This window comes from Eubacterium album (assembly GCF_025336545.1).
GTDB classification, from domain to species: domain Bacteria; phylum Bacillota; class Clostridia; order Lachnospirales; family Lachnospiraceae; genus Eubacterium_U; species Eubacterium_U album.
The window spans coordinates 58,566-85,307 of the sequence record NZ_JAODBU010000007.1; the positions used below are offsets into that span (position 1 = coordinate 58,566).

Here is a 26,742-nt window from a genome sequence, read left to right on the forward strand (position 1 = left end):
GTGTTAATCAAATGAAAAAGAAAAGAAAAAAATACATAAAAATTGTTGCAGGTATATTGATATTCATATTATTTATTATAGCTTTTGGATATGGACTCCAGTATATTGATAATAAGACGGAAAAGACGAATGTTTCGGATGAGGATTCTATTAATGACTGGAATGTTCAGGTCGCAAGAGGAAAAATAAAGCTTAATAAGAAAAAATATGATTATTATCATGATTTTGAAAATTACCTTCTTATTGGAACAGATGCTTCAGGAAATGATGGAGAAGGCGATGAATATCAGGGCAGTATGGCAGATTTTTTAATGCTTGTTATTGTTGATAAAACAGATGGAACTTATAGTTTTCTGCAATTTAACAGAGATACCATGACAGAGATATCATTAATTAATCATGAAGGAAAAGGTGCAGCAACGGCAACTCTTCAGTTATGTACGGCACATTGGTATGGTGGAAATAAAGAACAAGGCTGTAAGAATACAGTAAAAGCCGTAAAGAAATTATTAGGTGGTATGGAAATTAATGGCTATTATGAACTTAACATGAGTGAAATTCCTACACTTAATCAAATTGTCGGTGGAGTTACAGTAACATTAGAAGAAGATTTTACAGACAAATATCCTGAAATGAAAAAAGGAGCAACATTACAACTTACTGATGATGAAGCATACGCTTATGTACATGACAGATATGGTGTTGGTGATGAAGAAAATGCATCAAGAATGAAGCGACAACAACAGTATATGACAGGTTTCTTCAAAAAATTACAGGATAAAATTAAGTCAGACAGTAATTATACAACAGATATATTTAATCAGTTGCAGGATAAGGCAACAACAGATATAACAATTGGAACAATATCTAATATAAGCAATATATTTGCAAGTGGAACAAATAAGGGGATATATGAATTACAGGGAGAATCAAAGGTTGGCCAGGCACTGGGAGATAATCTTGATCATATTGAATTTTATGTAGATAAAGATTCTATGGTTACAACTATGGAGGATTTATTTGGAATAAAGGAACATAACAACAAGGAGTAAAGGAAAGAAAAAATGAAACAACAGGTAGATAATATTAATATGAATGAAAAAGAAGATGAAGTAGAAATTAATCTTTTAGACTTATTCAACTATTATCGTAAAAAGATTATTTTTATCATAATTGGTTTTGTAGTTGGAGCTATATTAGCAGGTCTTGGAACAAAATTTTTAATAACACCAAAGTACACTGCTACAGCTAAAGTATATATGGTATCTGCATCAAATAATTCAGTAGTTAATTTGGCAGACTTAAGTATTGGTACTTCATTGTCGGAAGATTATGCGGAATTATTGCATGTACGTCCTATAATAGAAGCAGTAAGCAAGGAAAATGATTTAGGATATTCATATGAACAGCTTAACGGAATGATTAGTATTTCTACAGTAGAAGATACACGTATTTTGAAAATAGCAGCTGTTAGCACTAAACCAAAGGAAGCTAAGATTATAGCGAATGCATTGGCTGAAAAGGCAGTTACTGAAATTCCTAAATTAATGGGAACTACAGCACCAAATATTGCAGAAAGAGCAATTACACCTAAATTTAAAAGTTCACCAAGTCTTAAGAAGAATACAATGCTGGGAGCACTTGGAGGGATGGTTTTAGTATTAGCAGTATTGACATTCTTATTTATTACTGATGATACAATTAAGACAGAAGAAGATATTGAAAAATATTTGGGAATTATTCCATTAACTGTTATTCCTGATGGAAATGTGAAATATGGTTCATATAGCAATTATGCAAAAGGAAAAAAAGATTATACACCGAAAAAATAAGCTTGAGGAGAAAGTAAAATGAATAAAATTAAAATGGATTCAATACAGGAACTTCCTTATGCTGTAGAAGAATCAATAAACCGTCTTCGTATAAATGTCAGCTTTTTAGGAAATGAAATAAAGAAAATTATGGTTGTAAGTACATTGCCAAATGAAGGTAAAAGTTTTGTTACAATGCAGATGTGGAAACAGATGGCTAATGCCGGAATTAAGTCAGTGTTAGTTGATGCTGATATGAGAAATTCAGTATTAGTGAAGAAAAATGATATGGAGCGTCAGGATGGGAAAGAAATGAAAGGTCTTGTAAATTATCTTGCAGAAGATTTTTCTCTAGATGAAGTTATATATGAAAGTCCTTTTGAAAATGGATACATTATTCCAAATGTAGAAAATATAATTAATCCATCAATGTTACTTGAAAGTGACAAATTTGGAAATATGTTAAATGAACTTTCAAAAGATTACAGATATGTATTTGTAGATGCACCACCACTAGGACTTGTTTCAGATGCTGAAAAAATTGGAAGCATGTGTGATGGAGCGATTCTTGTTATAAGAAGTGGAGAAATCACAAGAGCAGAAGTTAAGAATTCAATAAAACAGCTTGAAAGATCAGGATGTAAAATATTAGGAGTGGTTTTAAACCGTGCAACAGATTTGAAAAATAAATACAGTAAACAGAAATATTATAGTGGTAAATAGTAATGATTTATAATACTAAGGAAAAATCTATTAATAATACACAATATTTATGTATAAATTTTACCGAAAATGTCAAAAATATATAGTTTTATATAAAAAGGTATTTAAAAAGACACTCTTTAGTAGTATAATGTGCCTATGGTGAGCTTTTATGATTGTAAAAAGTTTGCTATAGGGCAATCGACTTGGCTTTGGTCGATGTTGCGAATTAATAAATAAAGCTCAATAGAGGACAGGAGGAACTTAATAATGATGAAGAAGTTATTGAAAGAAGTTGCTGTATTAGCAATGGCAGCAGTAGTAGCAGTTAGTTCAGTTTCAGGAGTACAGGCAGCAGTTGCTAGTCCAACAGTAAGTGTTGTACCGGTTGATAAGAAGAACGTTGCAGCTACAGATGGTAACAATGTAGATACAAAGGCTGATGGAACAGCTGAGGTTAACAATGTTACAGTTAGTAAGAATATAGCTACAGTACCTGCTACAGTAACAGTTGATGGGGTAACTTACACAGTAACAGTAATTAAGGCTAAAGCATTTGCTAAGACAGCAAAGAAAGCTAAACAGATTGTAATTCCAGCTACAGTTAAGAGAGTTAACAAGATGGGATTCACAGGAGCTAAGAAAGTAAAGAAGATTATTGTTAAAGGAACAAAGAGCTTCACAGTAAAGAAAGGTGCTTTCAAGGGATTAAATTCAGCTAAGATTACAGTTAAAGTTAATAAGAAGATGAAAGCTAAAGAATTCAAGAAATTAAAGAAGAATTTAAAGAAAGCCGGATTCAAGGGAAAAGTTACAAAATAATAATAATTACATAAAGAAAAGGAGCTTTGAAAGCTCCTTTTCTTTTTATAGAAGGAGAATGAAATGAAGATAAAAGAAGGGTTTATTTTAAGAAAAGTAGGAGGAAGTAACGTAATTGTTCCTACAGGAAATGAGACAAACGAATTTAATGGAATGATAACAACAAATGATACAGGTGCATTTATATTTGAGAAATTACAAAGTGGAATGAATAGTGATGAAATAGTCAAAACGATAACTGAAGAGTTTGAAATAGACAGTGAAACTGCAACGAAGGACGTAGAAAAATTCATTGAGAAAATGAAAGACGCAAATATATTTGAATAGTTATTCTGGCAAAAAAAGGGATAACTGATTACAAATATATTATTTATAATAATAGAGAAAGAATTTGATTTAGATAATGAAAGATAGAGAAAGTCTTGTATGGATAAAAGCTAAAGCTAAGAAGCAAAGCTTTAGAATAATTATTTTAAGTATAGCAAATATAATTCTTGCACTAATTGGAACAGGCTTATCGGTTTTAAGTAAGTTTGCAATAGATGCGGCAGCAAATGCAGCAGATGCGCAGGGACACGATGAATTTATTAAATTTAGAAACCAGATTATAGTTGTGGGCATTATTATTTTATGCACAATTTTGTTTAGAATGATTCTTAGAATTGCAACGCAGAGCATGACTGTTAAGGCACAGGCAGGTCTTGAAATGAGCATGAGATCGCAATTGTATCAGAGCATTATAAGAAAAAATTATAGTGATATAATGAAATATCATAGTGGAGAGTTAATTAACCGTCTGACAAGTGATATGAAAATAGTTACAGAAGGAGTTACATCAATTATTCCAACTATTTTGTTTTGCGTTTTCCAATTCTTAGGTGCTTTTATAGTGCTTGTTTCATTTGACTGGAGATTTACTATTTTATTTTTAGCAGCAGGAATTGTATTGTCAGTAACAACATTATTTTTTAGAAAAAAATTAAAAAGTCTACATAAGGCTGTTCAGGAGACAGATGGAAAAGTAAGATCATTTTATCAGGAATCAATAGAAAGCATTCTAGCTGTAAAAACATTTGGCGTAGAGGATAAGTTTGCTGAAAAAGGCGACATACTTCAAAAGAAAAATTATGATATGAAAATGAAACGAAGGGTCATAAGTATATGTGCAAACACAGGATTTAGTTTCATTTTTAATGCAGGGTATTTGTTTGCATTAATCTGGTGTGCATTAAAAGTATGCGCAAAGACAATGAGTTTTGGTACTTTGACTGCAATGCTTCAGTTAATATCCCAGATACAAACTCCATTTTTCAATATAACTAAGGTTATTCCGCAATATTACAGTATTTTGGCTTCGGCAGAAAGAATAATCGAGATTGAGAATATACAGGATGAACAAAGAAACGAACCAAAGGAAACGGTAAAAGAACTCTATGATAAATTCGATAAAGGTATATTTAAAAATATAAGATTCAGCTATGGAAGAGATATTGTACTTAAAGAAGGAAATGCAGATTTTAGTAAAGGTGAATTTGTGGCGATAAGGGGGATTTCCGGAATTGGAAAAAGTACTTTGTTTAAACTTTTGCTAGGAGTTTTCAGACCGGATGAAGGTGAGATAAAGTTATGCTTTAAAGATGGAGAAGAAGTTACTGTTTCACCTGATACAAGAAGAATGTTTGCGTATGTGCCTCAGGGAAATTTTTTGTTTAGCGGTACAATAAGAGAGAACCTAACTTTAATCAAAGATGCAGATGATGAAACAATAAAGCAGGCATTAATAGCAAGTGATATATATGATTTCGTAAGCAAATTACCAAATGGAATGGATACTAAGATTGGTGAAAACGCCATGGGATTATCAGAAGGTCAGGCACAAAGAATTGCAATTGCGAGAGCAGTTATAAGTGGAGCACCAATCTTATTGTTAGATGAAGCAACATCAGCGCTTGATGAAATGACAGAAAAGAGAGTGTTGGAAAATATAAAGAAATTAAAAGAAAGAACATGTATCATAATTACTCATAAACAGGCTGCGTTAGATGTATGCGATAAGGAATTTATAATTAAAGATAAGTGCTTATATCAAAAATAAAGTGGCATCAGGGATTATTTCCTGATGTCACTTTATTTTTGTGCCTTTTGTGAAATCCGGCATCATTTTATAAGTACATATTTATTCACCATATCCCACAATGAGTCATGAAATACCATTGCAAGTGCTTTCCATTGTTTATGCTTTTGTGATTCGTATTCTAACTGCTTTTTCAACTGCTGTATTTCAAGAAGTAAATCTTCCGTTTCCTTTAGTAGAAGTTCATTTTCATTAATCATTTTAAATGTCCTCTTCTAAATTATTGCTGTAAAGCCTATTAAATTATATCAGAAATATGAAGAAATATGGAAAGAATATATCGACACAAAATAGACAATTATGACAGTAATAAAGGAAAAAAAGTCGGAATTAAATATATATCTTGTAGATAAATGTCGGATTATACAATTTATCATACTTGAGGGTCGGAATATAGGGTTCAGGTTGTAAATGAAGATGGAATATTATATAATAAAAAGAGTGCCAAATGAAATGAATTTGGATATATGACGTAAGGTCATAAAAATGATGAAAGGAAATTGTCGGTGCTTATATTCAAATATATAGTAGACAATGAATTAGTGGAAATGGGAAAATATTTTGGAACAGATGGTTTTAGAGGAGAAGCAAATGTTAATTTAACAGCAATGCATGCATTTAAGATAGGACGATTCATAGGATGGTATTATGGAAGATATCATAAATGCTCAGTTGTTATTGGAAAAGATACAAGAAGAAGCAGTTACATGTTCGAAGACGCTTTGTCAGCAGGGCTTACATCTACAGGTGCAGATGTATACTTATTACACGTTACTACAACACCAAGTGTTTCATATGTTGTAAGAACAGGAGATTTTGATTGCGGAATTATGGTATCAGCAAGTCATAATCCATTCTATGATAACGGAATTAAGTTAATTAATGGCAATGGTGAAAAGATGGAACAGGAGGTCATTGATGAAGTAGAAAAATACTTAGACAGTGATTTAGAAAGTATTCCATATGCAAGAATGGAAAAAATCGGAAGAACAGTTGACTATTTTGCAGGAAGAAACAGATATATGGGTTATTTGATGTCACTTGCAACACATTCATATAGAAATATCAAAGTTGGTCTTGACTGTTCTAATGGTAGTGCATCTTCAATTGCAAAAGGAGTATTTGATGCACTTGGTGCAGAAACACATGTAATTAATGATGCACCGGATGGAACTAACATTAATAAAGAATGTGGTTCAACACATATTGAAGAATTACAGAAATATGTTATTGGAAATAAGTTAGATATCGGATTTGCATATGACGGAGATGCTGACAGATGTTTATGTGTAGATGAAAAAGGAAATGTTGTTAATGGTGATTTAATTTTATATGTTGCCGGAGTTTATATGAAACAGAAAGGAACTCTTGTAAACAATACAGTTGTAACAACAATTATGTCAAATATCGGTCTTTATAAAGCATTTGATGCAGTAGGCATTGATTATGAAAAGACAGCAGTAGGTGACAAATATGTTTATGAATGCATGAGAGAAAATGAATATAAACTTGGTGGAGAAGAATCAGGTCATATTATTTTTGGTAAGTATGCAACAACAGGAGATGGTATTTTAACATCAATCAAATTAATGGAAGTAATGCTTGCAAGCAAGAAAAAAATGTCAGAACTTACATCACCTGTTACAATCTATCCACAGTGCCTTAAAAATGTAAAGGTTAAGAGTAAACCGGAAGCACAGCAGGATGCAGATGTTCAGGCAGCAGTAAAAGAAGTTGCAGATAAGCTTGGAGAAGACGGAAGAATTCTTGTAAGAGAAAGTGGAACAGAGCCTGTAATTCGAGTAATGGTTGAAGCAAGAACTGATGAAGAAGCAGAAAAATGTGTTGACTATGTAGTAGATGTAATTAACAAAAAAGGTCATGCATTATAAAAGATATTTGATCATTGACACATTAAAGTAATTTATAATGTACAATAACTGTTTAATAGTTAATAAAGGAAAAACTTTTAAAATGAAAAAAATATACATAGTTAGAATAGTCTTAATTGTTTTGATAGGATTCTGGATGGGAACCATATTTGGATTTTCGGCTGAGAATGGTGAATCATCTCAGTCTCTTAGTGATAAGATTACTGTTAAAGTAGTTAAATATATAGAGCCTGAATATGACAGCAAGGATTTATTAAAGCAACAGGACATATTTAATAAAACCAGTTTTTTTGTAAGAAAGACAGGACATTTTGGAGAATATGCAATATTGGGGATATTGATAACTATGTTTGCAATGACATTTAGAGCATACAGAAGTAAAAAGATAAGATACCGGTTAATGACAATTGTCGTTCCGTTTATTTATGCGTGCACAGATGAATTCCATCAGGGATTTGTAGATGGAAGAAGTCCTAAATTTTTTGATGTATGCATAGATACGTGCGGAGCATTTACGGCAATAGTCATAATGATTGGAATTAATATATTGATAAAGAAGATAATGACAGAAAGGGATAGAAATGAAGACTTGGGAACAGTATATTAGAAAAGTAACTCCATACACACCCGGCGAACAGCCAAAGACAGCGAATGTAGTAAAATTAAATACTAATGAAAATCCTTACCCACCGGCACCGGGAGTGAGAAAAGCACTTTGTGATATGGATTCGGCAATTCTTCGAAAATATCCGGACCCGGGTGCAACAGAATTAGTTGATGCAATTGCTAAATATTATGGAGTTAAATCAAACCAGGTATTTGTAGGAGTAGGTTCAGATGACGTTTTAGGAATGGCATTTTTAACATTCTTTAATTCAGATAAACCAATACTATTCCCTGATATTACATATTCTTTTTACGATGTATGGGCAGATTTATTTGATATTCCTTATGAAACAATAAAATTAGACGATAATTTTGAAATAATACCTGAGGATTATTTTAGAAAAAATGGTGGAATCGTATTTCCTAATCCAAATGCTCCAACAGCAGTAGAGATGTCAATAGACAAGGTTGAGAAAATTATAAAAAATAATCAGGATTCGGTAGTAATTGTTGATGAAGCATATGTAGATTTTGGAGCAACTTCAGCATTAAAATTCATTGAAAAATATGATAATGTGCTAGTTGTAAGAACATTTTCAAAATCCCGTTCAGCAGCAGGTCTTAGAATCGGTTATGCAATGGGAAATGAAAAGTTAATCAGTGCAATGCTTGCTGTTAAGTTTTCGTATAATTCATATACAATGAATTTTCCAACAATCTATGCAGGTGTAGAAGCTATAAAAGACGATGCTTATTTCAAAAATCTTGTGGAAAAAATAATTACTACAAGAGAGAATGCAAAAACAAAACTTAAAGAATTAGGATTTACATGCACTGATTCAAAGACTAATTTTTTATTTGCAACTCATAAAAGCGCGAAAGCTGAGGATATATTTAATTATCTAAAGACAAAAAATATTTATGTAAGATATTTTAAGAAGCCAAGAATAGATAATTATTTAAGAATTACAATTGGCACGGATGATGAAATGGAAAAATTATATTTGGCATTAGAAGAATATTTAAAATAATATTGTCTGACACATTAATAAATATATATCGAGACAGGAAAAGTGTTAATAAAATTCCCGGAAGAAAAATTCCGGGAATTTTTGAATTTAAGTGCATCTGGCGGCGTACAATGTAAAGATGATAAAAAGTCGGAGTCAAAAAAATCCCCGACTTTAAAATAATTATTTTAACAAATAATAAGTGCTAAAATAGCAATTTATAGATTAACTTAATCTAAGATTCTTCCATCTGTAGAAATTGTAACTACATTCCATGGAATAAATTTTCCACTGTTTTTTATTGCATCTTTTGCAGCATTTTCTAAACCACCACAGCATGGGACTTCCATTCTCACAATACATACTTCTTTAATATCATTATTTTTAATTATTTCAGTTAACTTAATTGAATAATCAGTGTTGTCTAATTTAGGACAACCTACAATAGTTACATGATTTTTAATAAAATCCTGATGGAAATTTGCATATGCATAAGCAGTACAGTCGGCAGCAATCAGCAATTTAGCACCATCGAAAAATGAAGCGTTAGGTGCAACCAATTTGATTTGAACAGGCCACTGCATTAACTGACTTGAAGATACATAGGTTTGTTTATTTTCATTATTTACATTAGTCTCAGGGTGTAATGATTTAGCTTTCATACCCGGACATACGAAAGATGCAGGTGCAGCCTTTTTAGCCTGAGCAGCTTTTACAGCAGCTTCATTATATTCCGGAGCTTCACGTTCAACAAAAGAAATTGCATTCATAGGACACGCAGGAAGGCAGTCTCCTAAACCATCACAATAATCTTCACGAAGAAGCTTAGCTTTACCATTAACAATCTCAATTGCACCTTCATGGCAGGCATTTGCACAAATACCACATCCATTACACTTTTCTTCATTAATTTCTATAATACGACGAATCATATTAGACCTCCAATTTGAAATTTATTACAATTATTTGTATATTGATTTGATAATGCTAGTATAGTACAATCAGTATGACAAATCTGTTGTTAAAACAACAATAAAGATAATTAATTATATGTTATATGTAAAATTATTTTATGAGGTGCAACGATGAATTATCAACTCTTGTCAAATTCAAAATTATTTAAAGGGATGAGTGAAGAAGAAATAAAGACAATGTTAAGTTGCCTTGGGGCAGTTACAAAAAAATATAAAAAAGGTGAAGATATTTATAGAGTAGGAGAATCAATCCAACTATTTGGAATGGTTATTGAGGGCGGTGTAAATATTGAAAGCGATGATTTATGGGGAAACAAGAGCATATTAAGTCATATAGAACCCGGATTTATATTTGGAGAAACATATGCAAGTATTCCTGGAGAGGCACTGCTTGTAAATGCTGTGGCAACGGAAAATACTAAGATTTTATTCTTAAATGCTTATAGGGTGCTTGAAACGTGCCCCAATACATGTGGTCATCATGAAAAGTTAATTAAAAATTTACTTCAGATATCAGCTCATAAAAATTTAATGCTTTCAAGAAGAATATTACACACATCATCTAAATCCATTCGAGGAAGACTGTTAGCATATTTTTCAGATCAGGCGAAAATAAGTGGAAGTTATAAGTTTACAATCCCATTTAATAGACAACAGCTCGCTGATTATTTAAATGTAGACAGAAGTGCAATGAGTAATGAGTTGTCTAAAATGAAAAATGACGGAATAATAGAAATAGATAAAAATACATTTACGTTAAAAGAACAGTTGCAAGTATAAAATAGCAAATAGAAAAAATACATTTACGTTAAGAGAACAATCGTAAGTATAAAATATCAAGTAGAAAAAATACATTTACGTTAAAAGAACAATTATAAATATAAAACAACAATAAAAATAAAATGCAAATAAGCAAAAATACACAGAAAAAGGAGTGGTAAAATGCATTCACCATTAGAGATAGCAAAAAGTTACATAGAAATAGGAATACACAAAAGCAATCTGCCAATTTTCAAGATGATATTACTTGGATTTTTCGCAGGAATGTTTATAGGATTTGCAGGTATAGGTTCAACAGTAGCAGCAAGCAGTATATCAGTCGCTTCAGTAGCTAAGCTTGTAGGGGCAATGGTATTTCCGGCAGGAATGGCAATGGTTCTTGTTGCAGGAAGTGAATTGTTTACAGGGAATAATCTGATAATTTTATCTGTTTTGGCAGGGAAAAACAGCGTATGGAAGATGTTAAAAAACTGGTTATTTGTATATATAGGAAATTTCATTGGAACATCTTTTGTTGCGGTTTTAGTTGTATATGGACATACTCCTAATTTATTTCAGGGAGATTTGGCAGGTGCAATAGTAAATGCCGCAAAAGCGAGAACAGATTTAGCGGTTTCAGATAGTTTTGTGAGAGGAATATTATGCAATATATTGGTATGTATTGCAATTTGGATGTCATTTGCAGCAAAAAGAGTGTCAGGAAAATTAATGACAAGTTTCTGGCCGGTAATGATATTTGTATTATGCGGATTTGAGCATTGCATAGCGGATATGTATTTTGGAGTTGCAGGATTGTTAACAGCATCAGAGTATGGTATAACAGCAGATGGACTTACATGGTTTAATTTTCTTGTAAATAATTTGATACCTGTAACACTTGGCAATATTGTCGGAGGAGCAGGAATTGTAGGATGTGGATATTATATGGCATTTCTTCATAAGTCTCCACTTTCAGGAGAAACAGCAGAAAAAGAGGCAAAAGATATAGACATTGCGGAAGAATATTAATAGTGGAGGAGCAAAGTGGCAGAAAATGAAAAAACATATATAGCCATAGATTTAAAGTCTTTTTATGCATCAGTTGAATGCAGGGAAAGAAAGTTAGATTGTATGACTACAAATTTGGTGGTGGCTGACAAAAGCCGAACTGAAAAAACAATATGTCTGGCTGTTTCGCCGTCACTTAAAGCTTATGGGATTCCGGGCAGAGCCAGATTATTTGAAGTGATTCAAAAAATAAAAGAAGTTAATGAGGAAAGAAAGGCAAAATTGCCGGAAGGAGTTTTCCATGAATTATCGTATAATGATAATGTTATAAAAAAATCTCCATACGTAGGGGTTGATTATATTGTAGCGAAACCAAGAATGGCACTGTATATGCAATACAGTGCCAGAATTTATGAAATATATCTTAAATACATTGCATCTGAGGATATACATGTTTATTCTATTGATGAAGTATTTATGGATGTGACGCATTATTTAAAAACATATGAATTAACTCCTAAGCAGTTGGCAAAGAAAATAATAAAAGATATTCAACAGACAACGGGAATTACAGCAACGGCAGGTATTGGTACAAATTTATATTTGTGTAAGATTGCAATGGATATTATGGCAAAGCACATTCAGGCAGATGAAGATGGCGTAAGAATTGCTTATTTGGATGAAATGCTTTACAGAAAACAATTATGGAATCATAGACCAATTACAGATTTTTGGAGAGTCGGAAGAGGATATGCAAAGCAACTTGAGAAATATGGTTTGTATACGATGGGAGATATTGCCAGATGTTCAGTTGGAAAGGAAAATGAATTCCATAATGAAGAACTTTTGTACAAGTTATTTGGTGTAAATGCAGAATTACTGATAGACCATGCGTGGGGATGGGAGCCATGTACAATTGAAGATGTTAAATCCTATAAACCTGAAACTAACAGCTTAGGTTCAGGGCAGGTATTGCAATGCCCATACACGTGGGAAAAGGCAAGAGTTGTTGTTGGAGAAATGATTGAACTTCTTGTTCTTGATTTAGTTGAAAAAGAACTGGTTACTAATCAAATTGTGCTTACAGTAGGATATGACATAGAGTGTATTAAAAATCCTGAAATAAGAAAAAAGTACGATGGAAGTGTAACAACGGATTATTATGGAAGAAAGATACCAAAACACGCTCATGGGACAACAAATTTAAAAGAACATTGTTCATCTACAAAGCTTATAACTGAGGCAGTTTTAAAATTATATGATGAAATTGTAAATAAGAATTTGTTAATACGAAGAATAAATATAGCAGCAAATCATGTTATAAATGAAAAAGATGTTGTGAAAAAAGATGATTATGAACAGTTAGATCTATTTACTGATTATGAAGAACAGGCTAAGAAAAAAGAAACAGAAGAAAAGCAGTTACAAAGAGAAAAACAAATGCAAAAGGCTATGCTAGAGATAAAAAAGAAATATGGGAAAAACGCAATTTTAAAGGGAACTAATTTGACAGAAGGTGCTACAGCAATAGAGAGGAATGAAATGATTGGTGGGCATAAAGCATAAAATTAAGTTTGTTAAAAAGATATTTATATAAATTATAAATGAAATTTTATTAATTTAACATTATGTAAAAGTTAGAGATGTTAATAAGGTATGGAAAGGCAGATGGCAAAATGAGTAAAGAGGCAAAGAATACTTATGAAGATATTATAAATATGGAGCATCCAACATCAAAAAGGCATCCAAGGATGACGGTTTATAACAGAGCTGCACAATTTTCACCATTTGCTGCACTGACAGGTCATGAGGAGGCGTTGAAAGAAACTGCAAGAATTACTGATAATAAAATTGAATTAGATGAAAATGTTAAAAGAGAACTTGATTATAAATTACAACAGATATTAAATAAAAATGACTCTATTCAAAATGTGCAGATTACTTATTTTAAAAAAGATGAAAATAAAGAGGGCGGGGCATATTTAAATATATGCTCCAAAATAAAAAAGATAGATGAGTATAAAAAAACAGTTGAATTTACCGATGGAAAAGAAATTTTTATAGATGATATTATATCTATAGAGGAAGAAACAAAATGAAATAAGTTTGTTTTTAGAATGTTTTCTACGATTAGCCGCCGACAAAAGTACGGGGCAGTACATAGTTTTAAAGGAGCTTTAAGATGAAATATTTAAAACAATTTTTAATAATACTTGTAATTTCATATGCAGGAGAGTTGTTAAAATACGTGTTACCTTTACCGATTCCGGCTAGTATATACGGAATGGTTATTTTACTTGTAGGATTGCTTACAGGATGGATTGCACTTGATGCAGTTAAAGACGTTGGCAAATTTTTGATAGAAATAATGCCTGTTATGTTTATACCGGCAGGAGTAGGACTTATGTCGTCATGGGGAATACTAAAACAATTGATATTGCCTGTTAGTATAATAACAGTAGTAACAATAGTTACAGTTATGGCTGCAACAGGAAAGGTTTCACAATGGGTTATACGAAAAGGAAAATCTGATAAAGAGGAGAATGAAAAAGATGAATAATTTGCTTGAAACATCTTTATTTGCGGGCGTAAGCATAAGTCTTGTATCATATATGATTGGTCTTGCATTAAAGAAAAAATTTAAACTGGGGATATTTAATCCGTTATTGATTTCAATTATATTTACAATTGTTATTTTGGTTTGCGCAAATGTAGATTATGAAACATATAACAAGGGTGCAGTTTATTTAAGCTGGTTTTTAACTCCGGCAACAGTGTGCCTTGCAATTCCATTATATGAACAGTGGCAATTGTTAAAAAGAAATTTTAAAGCAGTAATTTTAGGAATATCAGCCGGAGTGCTTACCAGTTTGTGTACAGTGTTGATTTTGGCAAAATTAATGAAAATGACACACAGGGAGTATGTTACTTTACTTCCAAAGTCAATAACTACAGCAATCGGTATGGGCGTTTCAGAGGAATTAGGCGGATATGTTACAATTACGGTAGCAGTAATTGTAGTTACAGGAGTTTTAGGAAATATATTTGGAGAACTTATTTGCAAGATATTTAAGATTACGGAACCTATTTCAAAAGGATTGGCATTAGGAGCATCTTCTCATGCAATTGGAACTGCAAAGGCAATTGAAATGGGAGAAATCGAAGGTGCAATGAGCAGTCTTGCAATAGCTGTTACAGGCATTTTGACGGTAGTTTTAGCATCTGTATTTGCAAATTTTTTATAGAAATATATTAGGATGCAGGGTCAAAACGTTTAAGCCATCGTAAACTTGCTCATAAGTGGATAACTATAAATTTTACAGATTACTTAAAGAAGGAGTACAACTATGATTATTACAATAGCCAGACAGTGCGGATGTAATGGAGATGAAATAGGAAAAGCATTGGCACAAAAATATAATTTAAAATTATTTGACAAAAAAGCAATTTCTAAAATGGCAAAGGAAAAAGGGTATTTTGAAAGATACCCTGACTTTTACGGAGAAACACCTATGGATATGCTTATGCATTCGATTACGGTTTCTGAAGAAGATTCGCTGTTATACAGTACAGCAGGTAAAGCGTTGAAAAATGTAATTGATGAAGACAATTTTATTATAATTGGAAGATGTGGCAATTATGTATATAGAGATGATGTTAAATGTATTTCAATTTTCCTGTCAGGTAGCAAAAAAGTAAGAGAAGAAAACATTGCTAAGAAACATAACATTTCAGTAAGAAAAGCTCATAATACCGTGCTGCAGACAGATGAAAGAAGAAGCAAATATCATGGATATTATACCGGTGAAGAATGGGGAATGGCCGGAAATTATGATTTGTGCATAAATGTTGATAATTTAGAAGTAAATGAATTAGTTGAAGTCATAGATAGTTATATTAATAGAACCATAGGTGAAAAATAAATAATATAAGTGGTTTATGAAAAATAAAGAAATATAACGACGCCAGTTTAAAAAGATTATAGTGATATAGCTAAAAAACTAGTATTGACACAGAAACGAAAGCCGTCTATAGTTGAAGAAAAGAATGAAATTGATAATTAGTTTAGTTACTGATTAAAGTAATAACAATTAAAAAGATTGTTATTTGTGAAAATAAAAGGGGAGCTTGCATAAGCTTGCTGAGAGTAGGTTGTATACCTTGACCCATAACCTGATTTGGATAATGCCAACGTAGGAACATAATTATAGCAGATTTTGTGAGACAACAATATTTGTGCGGATGTGTTTATAGGCATATCCGCATTATTTTTGTAAAAGGAGGGAATTGTGCATGTTAGGAAAATACATAGAAGAGGTCAGAAATAATACACCTTTGGTTCATAATATTACAAATTATGTAACAGTTAATGATGTGGCAAATGTTTTATTGGCATGTGGAGGAAGCCCGATTATGTCTGATGAACCGGAAGATGTTGAGGATATTACAAGTATTTGCCAGGGCTTAAATATTAATATTGGTACATTGAATAAGAGAACTATAGAAAGTATGTTTATTGCAGGAAAGAGAGCAAATAAATTAGGGCATATGGTATTACTTGACCCTGTTGGAGCAGGAGCTTCAACACTTAGAACAAATACTGCAGTGGAGTTAATGAAAAAAATTAAATTTAATGCAATTCGTGGAAATATATCAGAGATTAAGACCTTAGCTTATGGTAGCGGAACAACAAAAGGTGTAGATGCTGATGTAGCAGATGCAGTGACCGAAGAAAATTTGGAAAATTCAATTAAATTTATAAAAGAATTTGCAAAAAAGAGTGAAACAATAATAGCTATTACAGGAGCAATTGATTTAGTAAGCGATGGAAAAAGATGTTTTGTTATAAGAAATGGTCGTCCTGAAATGGGAAAAATAACAGGAACAGGATGTCAGCTTTCAGGAATGATGACAGCATTTTTAGTAGCAAATCCTAACGAACAGTTAGAGGCAGCTGCAGCAGCAGTTTGTACAATGGGTCTTGCAGGTGAAATCGGATGGAGTTATATGAAAGAGGGAGACGGTAATTCTACATATAGAAATAGAATTATTGATGCAATCTATAATATGGATAAGGAAACTCTCGATAAAGGAGCAAAATATGAAATTAGATAAAAAAGATTTGTTATTGTATGCAGTAACAGACAGATATTGGTTAAACGGAAGAACTTTATACGAAGTAGTAAAAGAAAGTCTTGACGGAGGAGTTACTTTTCTTCAGTTAAGAGAGAAAAAATTAGATGAGGAGCATTTCCTTGAAGAGGCAAAAGAATTACAGAAGTTATGCAAAGAATATAAAGTACCTTTCATTATAAATGATAATGTGGATATTGCTGTAGAAATAGGAGCAGACGGAGTCCATGTAGGACAAAGTGATATGGAAGCAGGTATGGTAAGAGAAAAATTAGGACCTGATAAAATCATAGGTGTATCCGCACAGACAGTAGAACAGGCACTTTTGGCAGAAAAGAGAGGTGCAGATTATCTTGGAGTAGGAGCAGTATTTCCGACAAATTCAAAAGATGATGCAAAAGAAGTAACGTATGAAACTTTGAAAGAAATATGTGAAGCAGTGTCAATTCCTGTTGTAGCAATAGGTGGAATAACTCATGATAACATTAAAGAATTAACAGGAAGTAAAATAGACGGAATTGCAGTAATTAGTGCAATTTATGGAGCAAATAATATAAAAAATGCAGCTAGTGGCTTAAAAGAAGAAATAAGCAAAATTGTAGAATAATATTATCAGGTAAAGTAAGACTAGAGAACATATAGAGAATTACTATATATGTGACAAAAAGATAATTAAATAATAAATAGTAGGAGAATTATATGAAGACAGCCCTTACAATTGCAGGAAGTGATTCAAGTGGTGGAGCAGGTATTCAGGCAGATATAAAGACGATGATGGCAAATGGAGTGTATGCTATGAGTGCCATTACAGCTCTAACTGCTCAAAATACTACAGGCGTGGCGGCAATACAGAATGCAACACCTGAATTTCTGGCACAGGAAATTGACTGCATATTTACGGATATTGAACCGGATGCAGTTAAAGTAGGAATGGTTTCAGAGAAAGAACTTATAAAAGTTATTTCTGATAAATTAAAACAATATAAAGCGAAAAATATTGTTATTGATCCGGTAATGGTGGCAACAAGTGGCGCAAGGCTTATTAATGAAGATGCTGTAGACACATTAAAAAAAGAATTGTTTCATTTGGCAACGATTCTTACTCCAAATATTCCGGAGGCAGAAGAACTGGCCCAAATAAAAATAAACAACTCAAAAGATATGATAAAGGCAGCAGAAAAAATTGCAAAAACATATAACTGTGCAGTCCTTTGCAAAGGAGGACATAACCAAAATGATGCCAGCGATTTATTATATAAAGATAATGAATTCAAATGGTTTCATGGGAAAAGAATAGATAATCCAAATACCCATGGAACAGGGTGTACATTATCATCAGCAATAGCATCAAATCTGGCAAAAGGATATGATTTGGAAGAATCAGTTTTTAGAGCCAAAGAGTATATTTCAGGAGCATTAGCAGCTATGCTTGATTTAGGAAAGGGAAGTGGACCTATGAATCATGGATTTGCTATTACAAATGAATATACTAAAGTAAAATAATAAAGGAGAATTACGATGGAAGAAAGATTATATGCAACACAGATGGAAGCTGCAAGAAAAGGAATTGTAACAAAGGAATTAGAAATTGTAGCAAAAAAAGAAAAAATGGAAGTAAAGGAGCTTTTACCTCTTGTAGCAAGTGGTAAAGTTGTAATTCCTGCTAATAAGAATCATAAGTGTCTCGATCCTGAAGGAATAGGTTCTATGTTAAAAACAAAGATTAACGTAAATCTTGGAATTTCTAAGGATTGCAAAGATTATGATGTTGAAATGGAAAAAGTTATGTCAGCCGTAAAGATGGGTGGCGAAGCAATCATGGATTTATCAAGTCATGGAAACACACAGCCATTTCGTAAAAAACTTACAAGTGAATGTCCTGCAATGATAGGAACAGTACCTGTATATGATAGTGTAATTCATTATCAGAGAGACTTGGATACTTTAACAGCAAAAGATTTTATAGATGTAGTACGTTTACATGCACAGGATGGTGTTGATTTTGTTACACTTCATTGTGGAATTACAAGAAAAACAATAGAGCAGATTCGCAAACATAAAAGAAAAATGAATATTGTATCAAGAGGAGGTTCACTTGTTTTTGCATGGATGTGCATGACAGGAGAAGAAAATCCGTTCTACGAATACTATGATGAAATTCTTGATATATGTAGAGAATATGATGTTACTGTTTCATTAGGAGATGCCTGCAGACCGGGTTGTCTTGCAGATGCAACAGATGTATGTCAGATTGAAGAACTTGTTCGTCTTGGAGAATTAACTAAGAGAGCATGGGAAAAAGATGTTCAGGTTATGGTTGAAGGACCGGGACATGTACCAATGGATCAGATAGCAGCTAACATGAAAGTTCAGCAGACAATTTGTATGGGAGCACCATTTTATGTTTTAGGACCTTTAGTTACAGATATAGCACCCGGATATGATCATATAACAGCAGCTATTGGTGGTGCAATTGCAGCAATGAGTGGAGCAGCTTTCCTTTGCTATGTTACACCTGCAGAACATTTGGCACTTCCAAATTTAGATGATGTAAAGCAGGGAATAATTGCAAGTAAAATCGCAGCTCATGCAGCTGATATCGCAAAAGGCGTAAGAGGCGCAAGAGATATAGATGATAAAATGGGAGATGCAAGACGAGTTTTAGATTGGGATGCTCAGTGGGAATGCGCACTTGATCCTGAAACTGCAAAAGCAATTAGAGCAGACAGAGCACCTGAACATGAAGATACATGTTCAATGTGCGGCAAATTCTGTGCAGTCCGTAGTATGAACAAAGCTTTAAATGGAGAACATATAGATATACTCTAAACTTTAATGAAATTAAGGCGGATAATAATACGTAAATACATAGTATATAAGATGTCAGGGTAAGCAAACCTATGATTTAATGACTACGGCTTGCTCTGTGCTACATAAAAGGAACTGTTGCGTTATTGATATGTAACAGTTCTTTTTATGAAAACAAAAGAAAAACTAAAAAAATTAAAAAAATAATTAGCACTCACTCTTGACGAGTGCTAACAAAAGTGCTATAACGTATTTGTAGGAAAGGAAAATCCTAAGAAAGAGAGTGAAGAACTAATATTTAAAACAGAAGTTAAGGAGGTATAGAAGATGAACATTAGTAAATTTACACAGAAGTCAATTGAAGCAGTTCAGAACTGTGAAAAGGTTGCTGAGGAATTTGGTAATCAGGAAATTGATCAGGAACATTTAATATACAGCCTTGTTAATTTAGAAGACAGTCTGATTTTAAAATTAGTTGAAAAGATGGAAATCCAGACAACACATTTTAAAAACAGAATTGAAGATTATGTTAGTAAGAAACCTAAAGTACAAGGCGGACAGAGGTATATTAGTCAGAGTCTTAATTCAGCATTGCTAGCAGCAGAAGATGAAGCAAAGAGAATGGGAGATGAATATGTTTCAGTTGAACATTTATTCCTTGCTATGATTGCTAAGCCAAATAAAGAAGTTAAAGAATTTTTCAAAGAATATGGTATTACAAGGGAAAGATTCTTAAAGGTATTAGCTGAGATAAGAGGAAATCAGAGAGTAACAAATGATAATCCTGAGGCTACTTATGATGCACTTGGAAAATATGGACAGGATTTGGTTGAGAGAGCAAGAAATCAAAAGTTAGACCCTGTTATTGGAAGAGACAGTGAAATTAGAAATGTAATTCGTATATTGTCAAGAAAGACAAAAAATAACCCTGTTTTAATCGGTGAACCCGGTGTAGGTAAAACAGCAGCAGTAGAAGGTTTGGCTCAAAGAATTGTAAGTGGAGATGTTCCGGATGGATTGAAGGATAAAAAGATATTTTCACTTGATTTAGGAGCATTGGTAGCAGGTGCTAAATACAGAGGTGAATTTGAAGAGCGTTTAAAAGCTGTACTTGAAGATGTAAAGAACAGTAACGGAGAGATAATTTTATTTATTGATGAGTTACACACAATTGTCGGCGCAGGAAAAACAGATGGTGCAATGGATGCAGGTAATATGTTAAAACCTATGCTTGCAAGAGGTGAACTTCATTGTATCGGTGCAACAACACTTGATGAATATAGACAATATATTGAAAAGGATAAGGCTTTAGAAAGACGTTTCCAACCTGTTATGGTCAATGAACCAACAGTGGAGGATACAATTTCAATTTTAAGAGGATTGAAAGAAAGATATGAAGTCTTCCACGGAGTTAAAATTACAGATAGTGCATTAGTTTCAGCAGCAACATTATCTGACCGTTATATAACTGACAGATTTTTGCCTGATAAGGCAATTGACCTTGTTGATGAAGCTTGCGCGATGATAAAAACAGAACTTGATTCAATGCCTACAGAACTTGATGAACTTAGAAGAAAAGTTATGCAGATGGAAATTGAAGAGGCAGCCTTAAAGAAGGAAACCGATAATTTGAGCAAAGAAAGATTAGAGGAACTTCAAAAAGAATTAGCTGAACTTAGAGATGCATTTAACAATAAGAAAGCTCAGTGGGAAAACGAAAAGAATTCTGTAAACAAATTACAGGAACTTCGTGAACAGGTTGAACAGGTCAAGAAAGAAATACAGATTGCCCAGAGCAAGTATGATCTTGAAAAGATGGCTGAGTTACAATATGGTAGATTACCTCAGTTACAGAAACAGTTAGAAAGTGAAGAGGCAAATGTAAAAAATAAAGATTTGTCTTTGGTACGTGAAAGTGTTACAGATGAAGAAATTGCAAAAATCATTTCACGTTGGACAGGAATACCTGTTGCTAAACTGACAGAAACAGAAAGAAATAAAACTCTTCATTTGGATGAACAGTTACACAAACGTGTAATTGGACAGGATGAAGCAGTTACAAAGATTACTGAATCAATAATCAGATCAAAGGCGGGAATAAAAGATCCTGGTAAACCAATAGGTTCGTTCCTGTTTTTAGGACCTACAGGTGTAGGTAAAACAGAACTTGCTAAAGCACTTGCACAGAATTTATTTGACGATGAGACAAATATGGTTCGTATTGATATGAGTGAATATATGGAAAAATATTCAGTGTCAAGATTAATCGGAGCGCCTCCGGGATATGTTGGATATGATGAAGGCGGTCAGCTTACTGAAGCAGTTCGTAGAAAACCATATTCGGTAGTACTTTTTGATGAAATTGAAAAGGCTCATCCGGATGTATTTAATGTATTATTACAGGTATTAGACGATGGTAGAATTACAGATTCTCAGGGCAGAACAGTGGACTTTAAAAACACAATATTAATTATGACGTCAAATATTGGTTCTTCATATTTGCTTGAAGGAATCAATGACAATGGTGATATAAAGCCTGAGGCAGAAGAGATGGTTATGAATGATTTGAGAAATCATTTCAGACCTGAATTCTTAAACAGATTAGACGAAATTATTATGTTTAAACCACTTACCCGTGATAATATTGGCGGAATTGTAGATTTAATAGTTGCAAATTTGAATGAAAGACTTGCAGACAAAGATTTACATTTAGTGCTTACAGACGAGGCAAAGAAATTTGTCGCAGATAATGGATATGATCCGGTTTATGGTGCAAGACCGCTTAAGAGATATTTACAGAAGAATGTAGAAACCTTAGTAGCAAAGATTATTTTACAAGGAGATGTAAATATGGGAGATACTATTACGGTTGATGCAAAAGATGGAAAACTGATTATAAGATAAAGATATCAGACAAAGATATCAGACAAAGGTCTTTCGACCACTTATAAGCAAACTTATGTGGGCTTAGGTCTTTTTGACTCTGGTATTATATAAAAGCTGAATTATTAGCATAAAATATGGACTTGTGTAATAACAGGAATCGTATTAACATGTTGGTAATTCAGCTTTTTATTTTGTTTAAAACGTCCTATTAAACATATTCCACTTTACAAATATATATAATTTAAAGAAGATAAAAAAACATAAAAATAAGATTTAGAGGATTTAAATGAAGTTAAAAAAATGGTGGGTTATTGCATTAATTATGATATTGCCGCTTTTATTTATAATGGGAAATTTGAAGAAAAAAACTATAGAAACAGCAGAAAATAATTTGAAAACAATAAATAAATATAAAAACATAAAGAGGGTTGCGTTAACTTTTGATGACGGACCAAGCAGTGAATGTACCCCAAGACTGTTAGATATTTTGAAAAAAGAAAATGTAAAGGCGACGTTTTTTTTAGTTGGGAAAAATATAAAAGAAAACGAAGATATTGTTATAAGAATGAAAAATGAAGGACATCTGATTGGAAATCATACATTTAATCATAGTCAGTTAACGAAATTAGGATTTGATGAGGCGGTAGAGGAGATTAATACTACAAATGCATGGATTACAAATATTTCAGGATATATCCCGGAATACATACGTCCACCGTTTGGCAGTTTTACTGATGAACTTTTAAGCGAAACATCAATGTCTGTAGTTATGTGGAATGTTGACCCGTTAGATTGGAAATATAAAAATAAGGACATTGTAACTGATAAAATTTTAAAAAACGTAAAAAATGGAGATATTATTTTAATGCATGACATATTTGAAAGCTCTGTTGATGCAGCACAAACGGTTATAAAAGAATTAAAGAAACAGGATTATGTATTTGTTACAGTTGATAAAATGAATTCAAATAAGCAAATTATAAGAAGAGATAAATAGTAAATAAAAAAATAAGATTGCTTAATTTGGGGTCATTATTAACGTAGAGAAGCAACAAAGCAATCCACAAAAGGACTTGTGAAAAACAATAGGTAATGTTATACTTCAAAATGCTGGTATAGTATTAGAAAAATTATTTAAGGAGAGTTTTATGTTAAATTACATCATAATATTTTTGATTTCAATGGTTCCTCTTGTTGAACTTAGAGGAGCGTTAATTTATTCACAGGCAATTGGAATGCCTTTATTAGCTTCTTATATTATTTGTGTTATAGGAAATATGCTTCCGGTTCCAATCATTTATCTTTTTGCGAGAAAAGTATTGATTTGGGGAAAAGATAAAAAACATATTGGAAAATTCTTTACTTTTTGTATAGAAAAGGGCGAAAAAGGCGGAAAGAAACTACAGGAAACAGCAGGAAAAGGACTATTTGTAGCATTGTTTTTATTTGTGGGAATTCCACTTCCGGGAACAGGTGCATGGACAGGAACTTTAGCAGCAAGTTTTCTTGATATGGATTTTAAATCAAGTGTAATTGCTGTAATGGGTGGAGTTCTTTTGGCAGGAATTATAATGGGACTTGGAAGTGCAGGCGTATTTGGAGCGTTAACTGCATTATTTTAAGAGAATAGAGGCACTAAATGGATAAAAAATATGATTATTTAAAATATACACCAACATTGCCGGGAAAAATTGCTATAGGTATTGCAACACCATCAGCCATTATTGGAATTATTGCAGTATTTTTTGCTTTTAAATTTCCGGAGGCGTTTATTATAACTTTGATAGCAGAAGCGATAGCTGTTATAGGTGGAATTGTTCTTACAATAGACATTGTAAGATTTAATATTTCACAAAAGAAAAAACAAGACAAGATACAAAGTAAGTCAAAGAATAAAGAAAATACACCAAAAGAAATGGATATAATGAGAATTGTGCATATGATTATAGGAATAATTGCAGGAATCATTATAGGATATTTGATATGGGGTGTAAGATAAAAGGAGAATTATTATGACAGGTTTACCAAATGATCCGGTTATGTTACTTAGCGTAGTTAACACAGCACTTAGAGACACTCATCAGGACTTGGATGGATTTTGCAGAACAAGGGATGTTGAGAAAGACGAGATAATAAGCAAATTAAAAACAATTAATTATGAGTACAATGTAGAATTAAATAAATTTGTATAATATGTATAATAACAGTGTGAATTTCAGTAGCATATACGGAACTTGCATAGGAGAATCGGATGTGTCCGGTTCTTTTTTTATAACAAAAGCCCGGCAAACTAATTGCATTTGCATAGAATATCATTTGTCGGATGTAAGAACTTCGAAAAGCTATGCACCATTATGATAGCCTGATATAATCGATGAGTCAGCCTATGCGATTGAAAATATACAAAAAAAATAACGAAAAATACAAACTGCAATACTGAATAAAACTATAATAATATAAAAAAATGTAGTATAATCAAATAGTATGTATTTTATATGAGTTAACTGCGAATACATAAAGTAAAAATTTATAAAAATATCAACAAAGGATTAAGAATGAAAAGATTAAAAAATATAGTTAAAGCAATTTTTGCAATACTTATAATTATAATAGTTGTAGCTTTAGTGTATGTAGCATATGTCTTTATTTCATATGACAGAATAGATGACAAGCAGAAACTAAAAGTAAATGAACCTAAGGTTAAAAATGAAAATGTCAGTGATGAAGTTAATACAGGTGTAGAATATACAATAGGAACTTATAATGTTGGATTTGGAGCATATCTTCCTGATTACAGTTTTTTTATGGACGGAGGAAAATATTCCAGATGTTATAGTAAGGAAAGCAGTGCCAAAGCAATAAGAGGTGCAGCTACATTAAGCAGTGGTTATAATCCTGATTTTATGATGTTTGAGGAAGTGGATAGAAAATCAACAAGGAGTTATGGAGTAAATCAGGAAAATATTATAACTGACATTTTTGATGATTATTATAGTAGTTTTGCGGTAAATTATAATTCAGCATATTTATTTTATCCATTTTATAAACCTATAGGAAAATCATATTCGGGAATTGTCTTATATTCTAAATTCAAAATAACAGATTCATTGCGAAGAAGTCTTCCAATTTCAACAGGATTTTCTAAATTCCTTGATTTAGACAGATGCTATTCAATAAGCAGAATAAATGTTGAAAATGGGAAAGAATTAGTTTTATTTACGGTTCATTTATCAGCATATGGAAATAGCGATGAAATAAGAGAAGCTCAATTAAATATGCTTTTTAAAGATATGGAAAAGGAAGTAGAAGACGGAAATTATGTTATTTGCGGCGGAGATTTTAATCATGATTTGAAAGCAGATGAAGCAAAAAGTGACGAAACTGAAAGTTGGGCATATCCGTTCCCAAGAAGCGAAATGCCACAAGGGGTGACGTTTGCAATGGATAAACTGTCACAGGATGAGTTAGAACAAATGCCTGAATCGGCAAGAAATGCAGATATGGAATACATTCCGGGAAAAACATATGTAGTTACATTAGATGGGTTTATAATATCTGATAATGTAGAAATGACATCATATGAGGTGGTTGACACAGGATTTGCATATTCTGATCATCAGCCGGTTATAATGAAATTTATGCTTAAGTAATTGCAAATTTTTTACAGTAAAATTCGTAAGCAGAAAACAAGAAAATTTGAAAAAATTTGATATATATATGTATAAACATATTGTTGCTTACACTTGTAAAAATAGCTAACCATATGAGAGGAGGATTTCATGAATAAGAAAAAAGTCGTATTTGTATGCGTACATAATTCGTGTAGAAGCCAGATTGCGGAAGCATTGGGAAATCATCTTGCAGGAGATGTGTTAGAGTGTTATTCAGCAGGAACAGAGACAAAGCCGCAGATTAATCAGGATGCAGTAAGAATTATGAAGAAGTTATATAATATAGATATGGAAAAAAATCAGTATAGTAAGACCTATGATAAAGTTCCAACACCGGACATAGCCATTTCCATGGGGTGCGATGTTGGCTGCCCATATATTGGCAGGAACTTCGATTATAATTGGGGATTGCAGGATCCAACCGGCGGTAGTGACGATGCGTTTATGGAGGTAATATCTGAGATTGAAAAAAATATTTTAAATTTAAAAGAAAAGATGAGCAAATAAAGATAATTAATATTTTAGA

The 26,742-nt window shown here is 32.4% G+C and carries 29 protein-coding genes and 1 riboswitch; of the genes, 27 read left to right on the forward strand and 2 right to left on the reverse strand.

Translation table 11 applies throughout. From position 1 onward, the window contains the following. Positions 1–11: 11 nt before the first annotated feature. The 6 genes from N5B56_RS07870 (at position 12) to N5B56_RS07895 (ending at position 5,430) form a co-directional block, all read left to right on the forward strand. A complete protein-coding gene (locus tag N5B56_RS07870) occupies positions 12–1,052 on the forward strand; it encodes an LCP family protein (RefSeq protein ID WP_260978692.1) in 1,041 nt (346 codons plus the stop codon). 12 nt (positions 1,053–1,064) lie between these two features. After that, on the forward strand, positions 1,065–1,832 hold the full coding sequence (locus N5B56_RS07875) for a YveK family protein (RefSeq protein ID WP_178516271.1): 768 nt from the start codon (positions 1,065–1,067) through the stop codon (positions 1,830–1,832). An 18-nt stretch (positions 1,833–1,850) separates the two neighbouring features. Further along, positions 1,851–2,534 carry a CpsD/CapB family tyrosine-protein kinase gene (locus tag N5B56_RS07880; protein ID WP_118565486.1) on the forward strand — a complete coding sequence of 228 codons (684 nt, stop codon included), beginning with the start codon at positions 1,851–1,853 and terminating at the stop codon, positions 2,532–2,534. Positions 2,535–2,783: 249 nt separating this feature from the next. Continuing rightward, positions 2,784–3,335 (forward strand): hypothetical protein, encoded by a 552-nt coding sequence (locus N5B56_RS07885; RefSeq protein WP_260978693.1) that lies wholly within the window; start codon positions 2,784–2,786, stop codon positions 3,333–3,335. 63 nt (positions 3,336–3,398) lie between these two features. Further along, positions 3,399–3,662: a PqqD family protein gene (locus N5B56_RS07890; RefSeq protein ID WP_022088283.1), complete on the forward strand. Its 264-nt coding sequence runs from the start codon at positions 3,399–3,401 to the stop codon at positions 3,660–3,662. 76 nt (positions 3,663–3,738) lie between these two features. Further along, positions 3,739–5,430 (forward strand): ABC transporter ATP-binding protein, encoded by a 1,692-nt coding sequence (locus tag N5B56_RS07895; protein ID WP_260978694.1) that lies wholly within the window; start codon positions 3,739–3,741, stop codon positions 5,428–5,430. Between the two features lie 62 nt (positions 5,431–5,492). Here N5B56_RS07895 and N5B56_RS07900 read toward each other — a convergent pair whose 3' ends face one another. Further along, complete coding sequence (locus N5B56_RS07900; RefSeq protein WP_022088285.1) at positions 5,493–5,669, reverse strand: hypothetical protein; 177 nt, start codon at positions 5,667–5,669, stop codon at positions 5,493–5,495. Positions 5,670–6,017: 348 nt separating this feature from the next. Between N5B56_RS07900 and glmM the strand changes: the two genes are divergently transcribed. From glmM to hisC, 3 genes are all read left to right on the forward strand, one after another. Further along, on the forward strand, positions 6,018–7,361 hold the full coding sequence (gene glmM, locus N5B56_RS07905) for a phosphoglucosamine mutase (RefSeq protein WP_117910376.1): 1,344 nt from the start codon (positions 6,018–6,020) through the stop codon (positions 7,359–7,361). A gap of 82 nt (positions 7,362–7,443) precedes the next feature. Continuing rightward, the gene (locus N5B56_RS07910; protein WP_158562687.1) at positions 7,444–7,968 is read left to right on the forward strand and encodes a VanZ family protein; all 525 of its coding nucleotides are present in this window, start codon (positions 7,444–7,446) and stop codon (positions 7,966–7,968) included. After that, positions 7,943–8,998, forward strand: coding sequence for a histidinol-phosphate transaminase (gene hisC / locus N5B56_RS07915; RefSeq protein WP_260978695.1), 1,056 nt, complete (start codon positions 7,943–7,945; stop codon positions 8,996–8,998). Before N5B56_RS07910 ends, hisC begins: the two co-directional genes overlap by 26 nt. A 209-nt stretch (positions 8,999–9,207) precedes the next feature. Here hisC and N5B56_RS07920 read toward each other — a convergent pair whose 3' ends face one another. Then, positions 9,208–9,909, reverse strand: coding sequence for an ATP-binding protein (locus N5B56_RS07920; protein ID WP_260978696.1), 702 nt, complete (start codon positions 9,907–9,909; stop codon positions 9,208–9,210). A gap of 153 nt (positions 9,910–10,062) precedes the next feature. Here N5B56_RS07920 and N5B56_RS07925 point away from each other — a divergent pair, with 153 nt between their 5' ends. From N5B56_RS07925 to N5B56_RS08010, 18 genes are all read left to right on the forward strand, one after another. Continuing rightward, a complete protein-coding gene (locus tag N5B56_RS07925; RefSeq protein ID WP_260978697.1) occupies positions 10,063–10,731 on the forward strand; it encodes a Crp/Fnr family transcriptional regulator in 669 nt (222 codons plus the stop codon). 162 nt (positions 10,732–10,893) lie between these two features. Then, on the forward strand, positions 10,894–11,739 hold the full coding sequence (locus tag N5B56_RS07930; RefSeq protein WP_260978698.1) for a formate/nitrite transporter family protein: 846 nt from the start codon (positions 10,894–10,896) through the stop codon (positions 11,737–11,739). A gap of 15 nt (positions 11,740–11,754) precedes the next feature. Further along, complete coding sequence (locus N5B56_RS07935) at positions 11,755–13,284, forward strand: Y-family DNA polymerase (protein WP_117910361.1); 1,530 nt, start codon at positions 11,755–11,757, stop codon at positions 13,282–13,284. A gap of 110 nt (positions 13,285–13,394) precedes the next feature. After that, positions 13,395–13,817, forward strand: coding sequence for a YolD-like family protein (locus tag N5B56_RS07940; protein ID WP_117910377.1), 423 nt, complete (start codon positions 13,395–13,397; stop codon positions 13,815–13,817). 83 nt (positions 13,818–13,900) lie between these two features. Then, a complete protein-coding gene (locus N5B56_RS07945) occupies positions 13,901–14,278 on the forward strand; it encodes a CidA/LrgA family protein (RefSeq protein WP_260978699.1) in 378 nt (125 codons plus the stop codon). After that, a complete protein-coding gene (locus N5B56_RS07950; protein WP_022088295.1) occupies positions 14,271–14,963 on the forward strand; it encodes an LrgB family protein in 693 nt (230 codons plus the stop codon). Before N5B56_RS07945 ends, N5B56_RS07950 begins: the two co-directional genes overlap by 8 nt. Positions 14,964–15,065: 102 nt before the next feature. Further along, entirely contained in the window at positions 15,066–15,641 is a 576-nt protein-coding gene (locus N5B56_RS07955) for a cytidylate kinase-like family protein (protein WP_118565481.1), read from the forward strand. Between the two features lie 187 nt (positions 15,642–15,828). After that, positions 15,829–15,935: riboswitch (TPP riboswitch) on the forward strand. A gap of 76 nt (positions 15,936–16,011) precedes the next feature. After that, positions 16,012–16,833 (forward strand): hydroxyethylthiazole kinase, encoded by an 822-nt coding sequence (gene thiM, locus N5B56_RS07960; protein WP_118565480.1) that lies wholly within the window; start codon positions 16,012–16,014, stop codon positions 16,831–16,833. Beyond that, positions 16,820–17,458 (forward strand): thiamine phosphate synthase, encoded by a 639-nt coding sequence (gene thiE, locus N5B56_RS07965; RefSeq protein ID WP_118565479.1) that lies wholly within the window; start codon positions 16,820–16,822, stop codon positions 17,456–17,458. The genes thiM and thiE overlap by 14 nt, the downstream gene beginning before the upstream one ends. A gap of 92 nt (positions 17,459–17,550) precedes the next feature. Then, positions 17,551–18,354, forward strand: a complete 804-nt coding sequence (gene thiD, locus N5B56_RS07970; RefSeq protein WP_117910365.1) for a bifunctional hydroxymethylpyrimidine kinase/phosphomethylpyrimidine kinase — start codon at positions 17,551–17,553, stop codon at positions 18,352–18,354. Positions 18,355–18,369: 15 nt separating this feature from the next. Continuing rightward, positions 18,370–19,680: a phosphomethylpyrimidine synthase ThiC gene (gene thiC / locus N5B56_RS07975; RefSeq protein ID WP_117910366.1), complete on the forward strand. Its 1,311-nt coding sequence runs from the start codon at positions 18,370–18,372 to the stop codon at positions 19,678–19,680. Between the two features lie 306 nt (positions 19,681–19,986). After that, a complete protein-coding gene (clpB, locus tag N5B56_RS07980; RefSeq protein WP_022088301.1) occupies positions 19,987–22,563 on the forward strand; it encodes an ATP-dependent chaperone ClpB in 2,577 nt (858 codons plus the stop codon). 268 nt (positions 22,564–22,831) lie between these two features. Next, positions 22,832–23,542: a polysaccharide deacetylase family protein gene (locus tag N5B56_RS07985; RefSeq protein ID WP_260978700.1), complete on the forward strand. Its 711-nt coding sequence runs from the start codon at positions 22,832–22,834 to the stop codon at positions 23,540–23,542. A gap of 151 nt (positions 23,543–23,693) precedes the next feature. Beyond that, the gene (locus N5B56_RS07990) at positions 23,694–24,167 is read left to right on the forward strand and encodes a COG2426 family protein (RefSeq protein WP_022088303.1); all 474 of its coding nucleotides are present in this window, start codon (positions 23,694–23,696) and stop codon (positions 24,165–24,167) included. Between the two features lie 17 nt (positions 24,168–24,184). Continuing rightward, positions 24,185–24,544: a hypothetical protein gene (locus tag N5B56_RS07995; protein ID WP_118565476.1), complete on the forward strand. Its 360-nt coding sequence runs from the start codon at positions 24,185–24,187 to the stop codon at positions 24,542–24,544. A gap of 13 nt (positions 24,545–24,557) precedes the next feature. Continuing rightward, positions 24,558–24,737 carry a DUF4250 domain-containing protein gene (locus N5B56_RS08000; RefSeq protein WP_118565475.1) on the forward strand — a complete coding sequence of 60 codons (180 nt, stop codon included), beginning with the start codon at positions 24,558–24,560 and terminating at the stop codon, positions 24,735–24,737. 363 nt (positions 24,738–25,100) lie between these two features. Further along, on the forward strand, positions 25,101–26,195 hold the full coding sequence (locus N5B56_RS08005) for an endonuclease/exonuclease/phosphatase family protein (protein ID WP_260978701.1): 1,095 nt from the start codon (positions 25,101–25,103) through the stop codon (positions 26,193–26,195). Between the two features lie 129 nt (positions 26,196–26,324). Further along, complete coding sequence (locus N5B56_RS08010) at positions 26,325–26,723, forward strand: arsenate reductase/protein-tyrosine-phosphatase family protein (RefSeq protein ID WP_022088307.1); 399 nt, start codon at positions 26,325–26,327, stop codon at positions 26,721–26,723. Positions 26,724–26,742 lie beyond the last annotated feature (19 nt).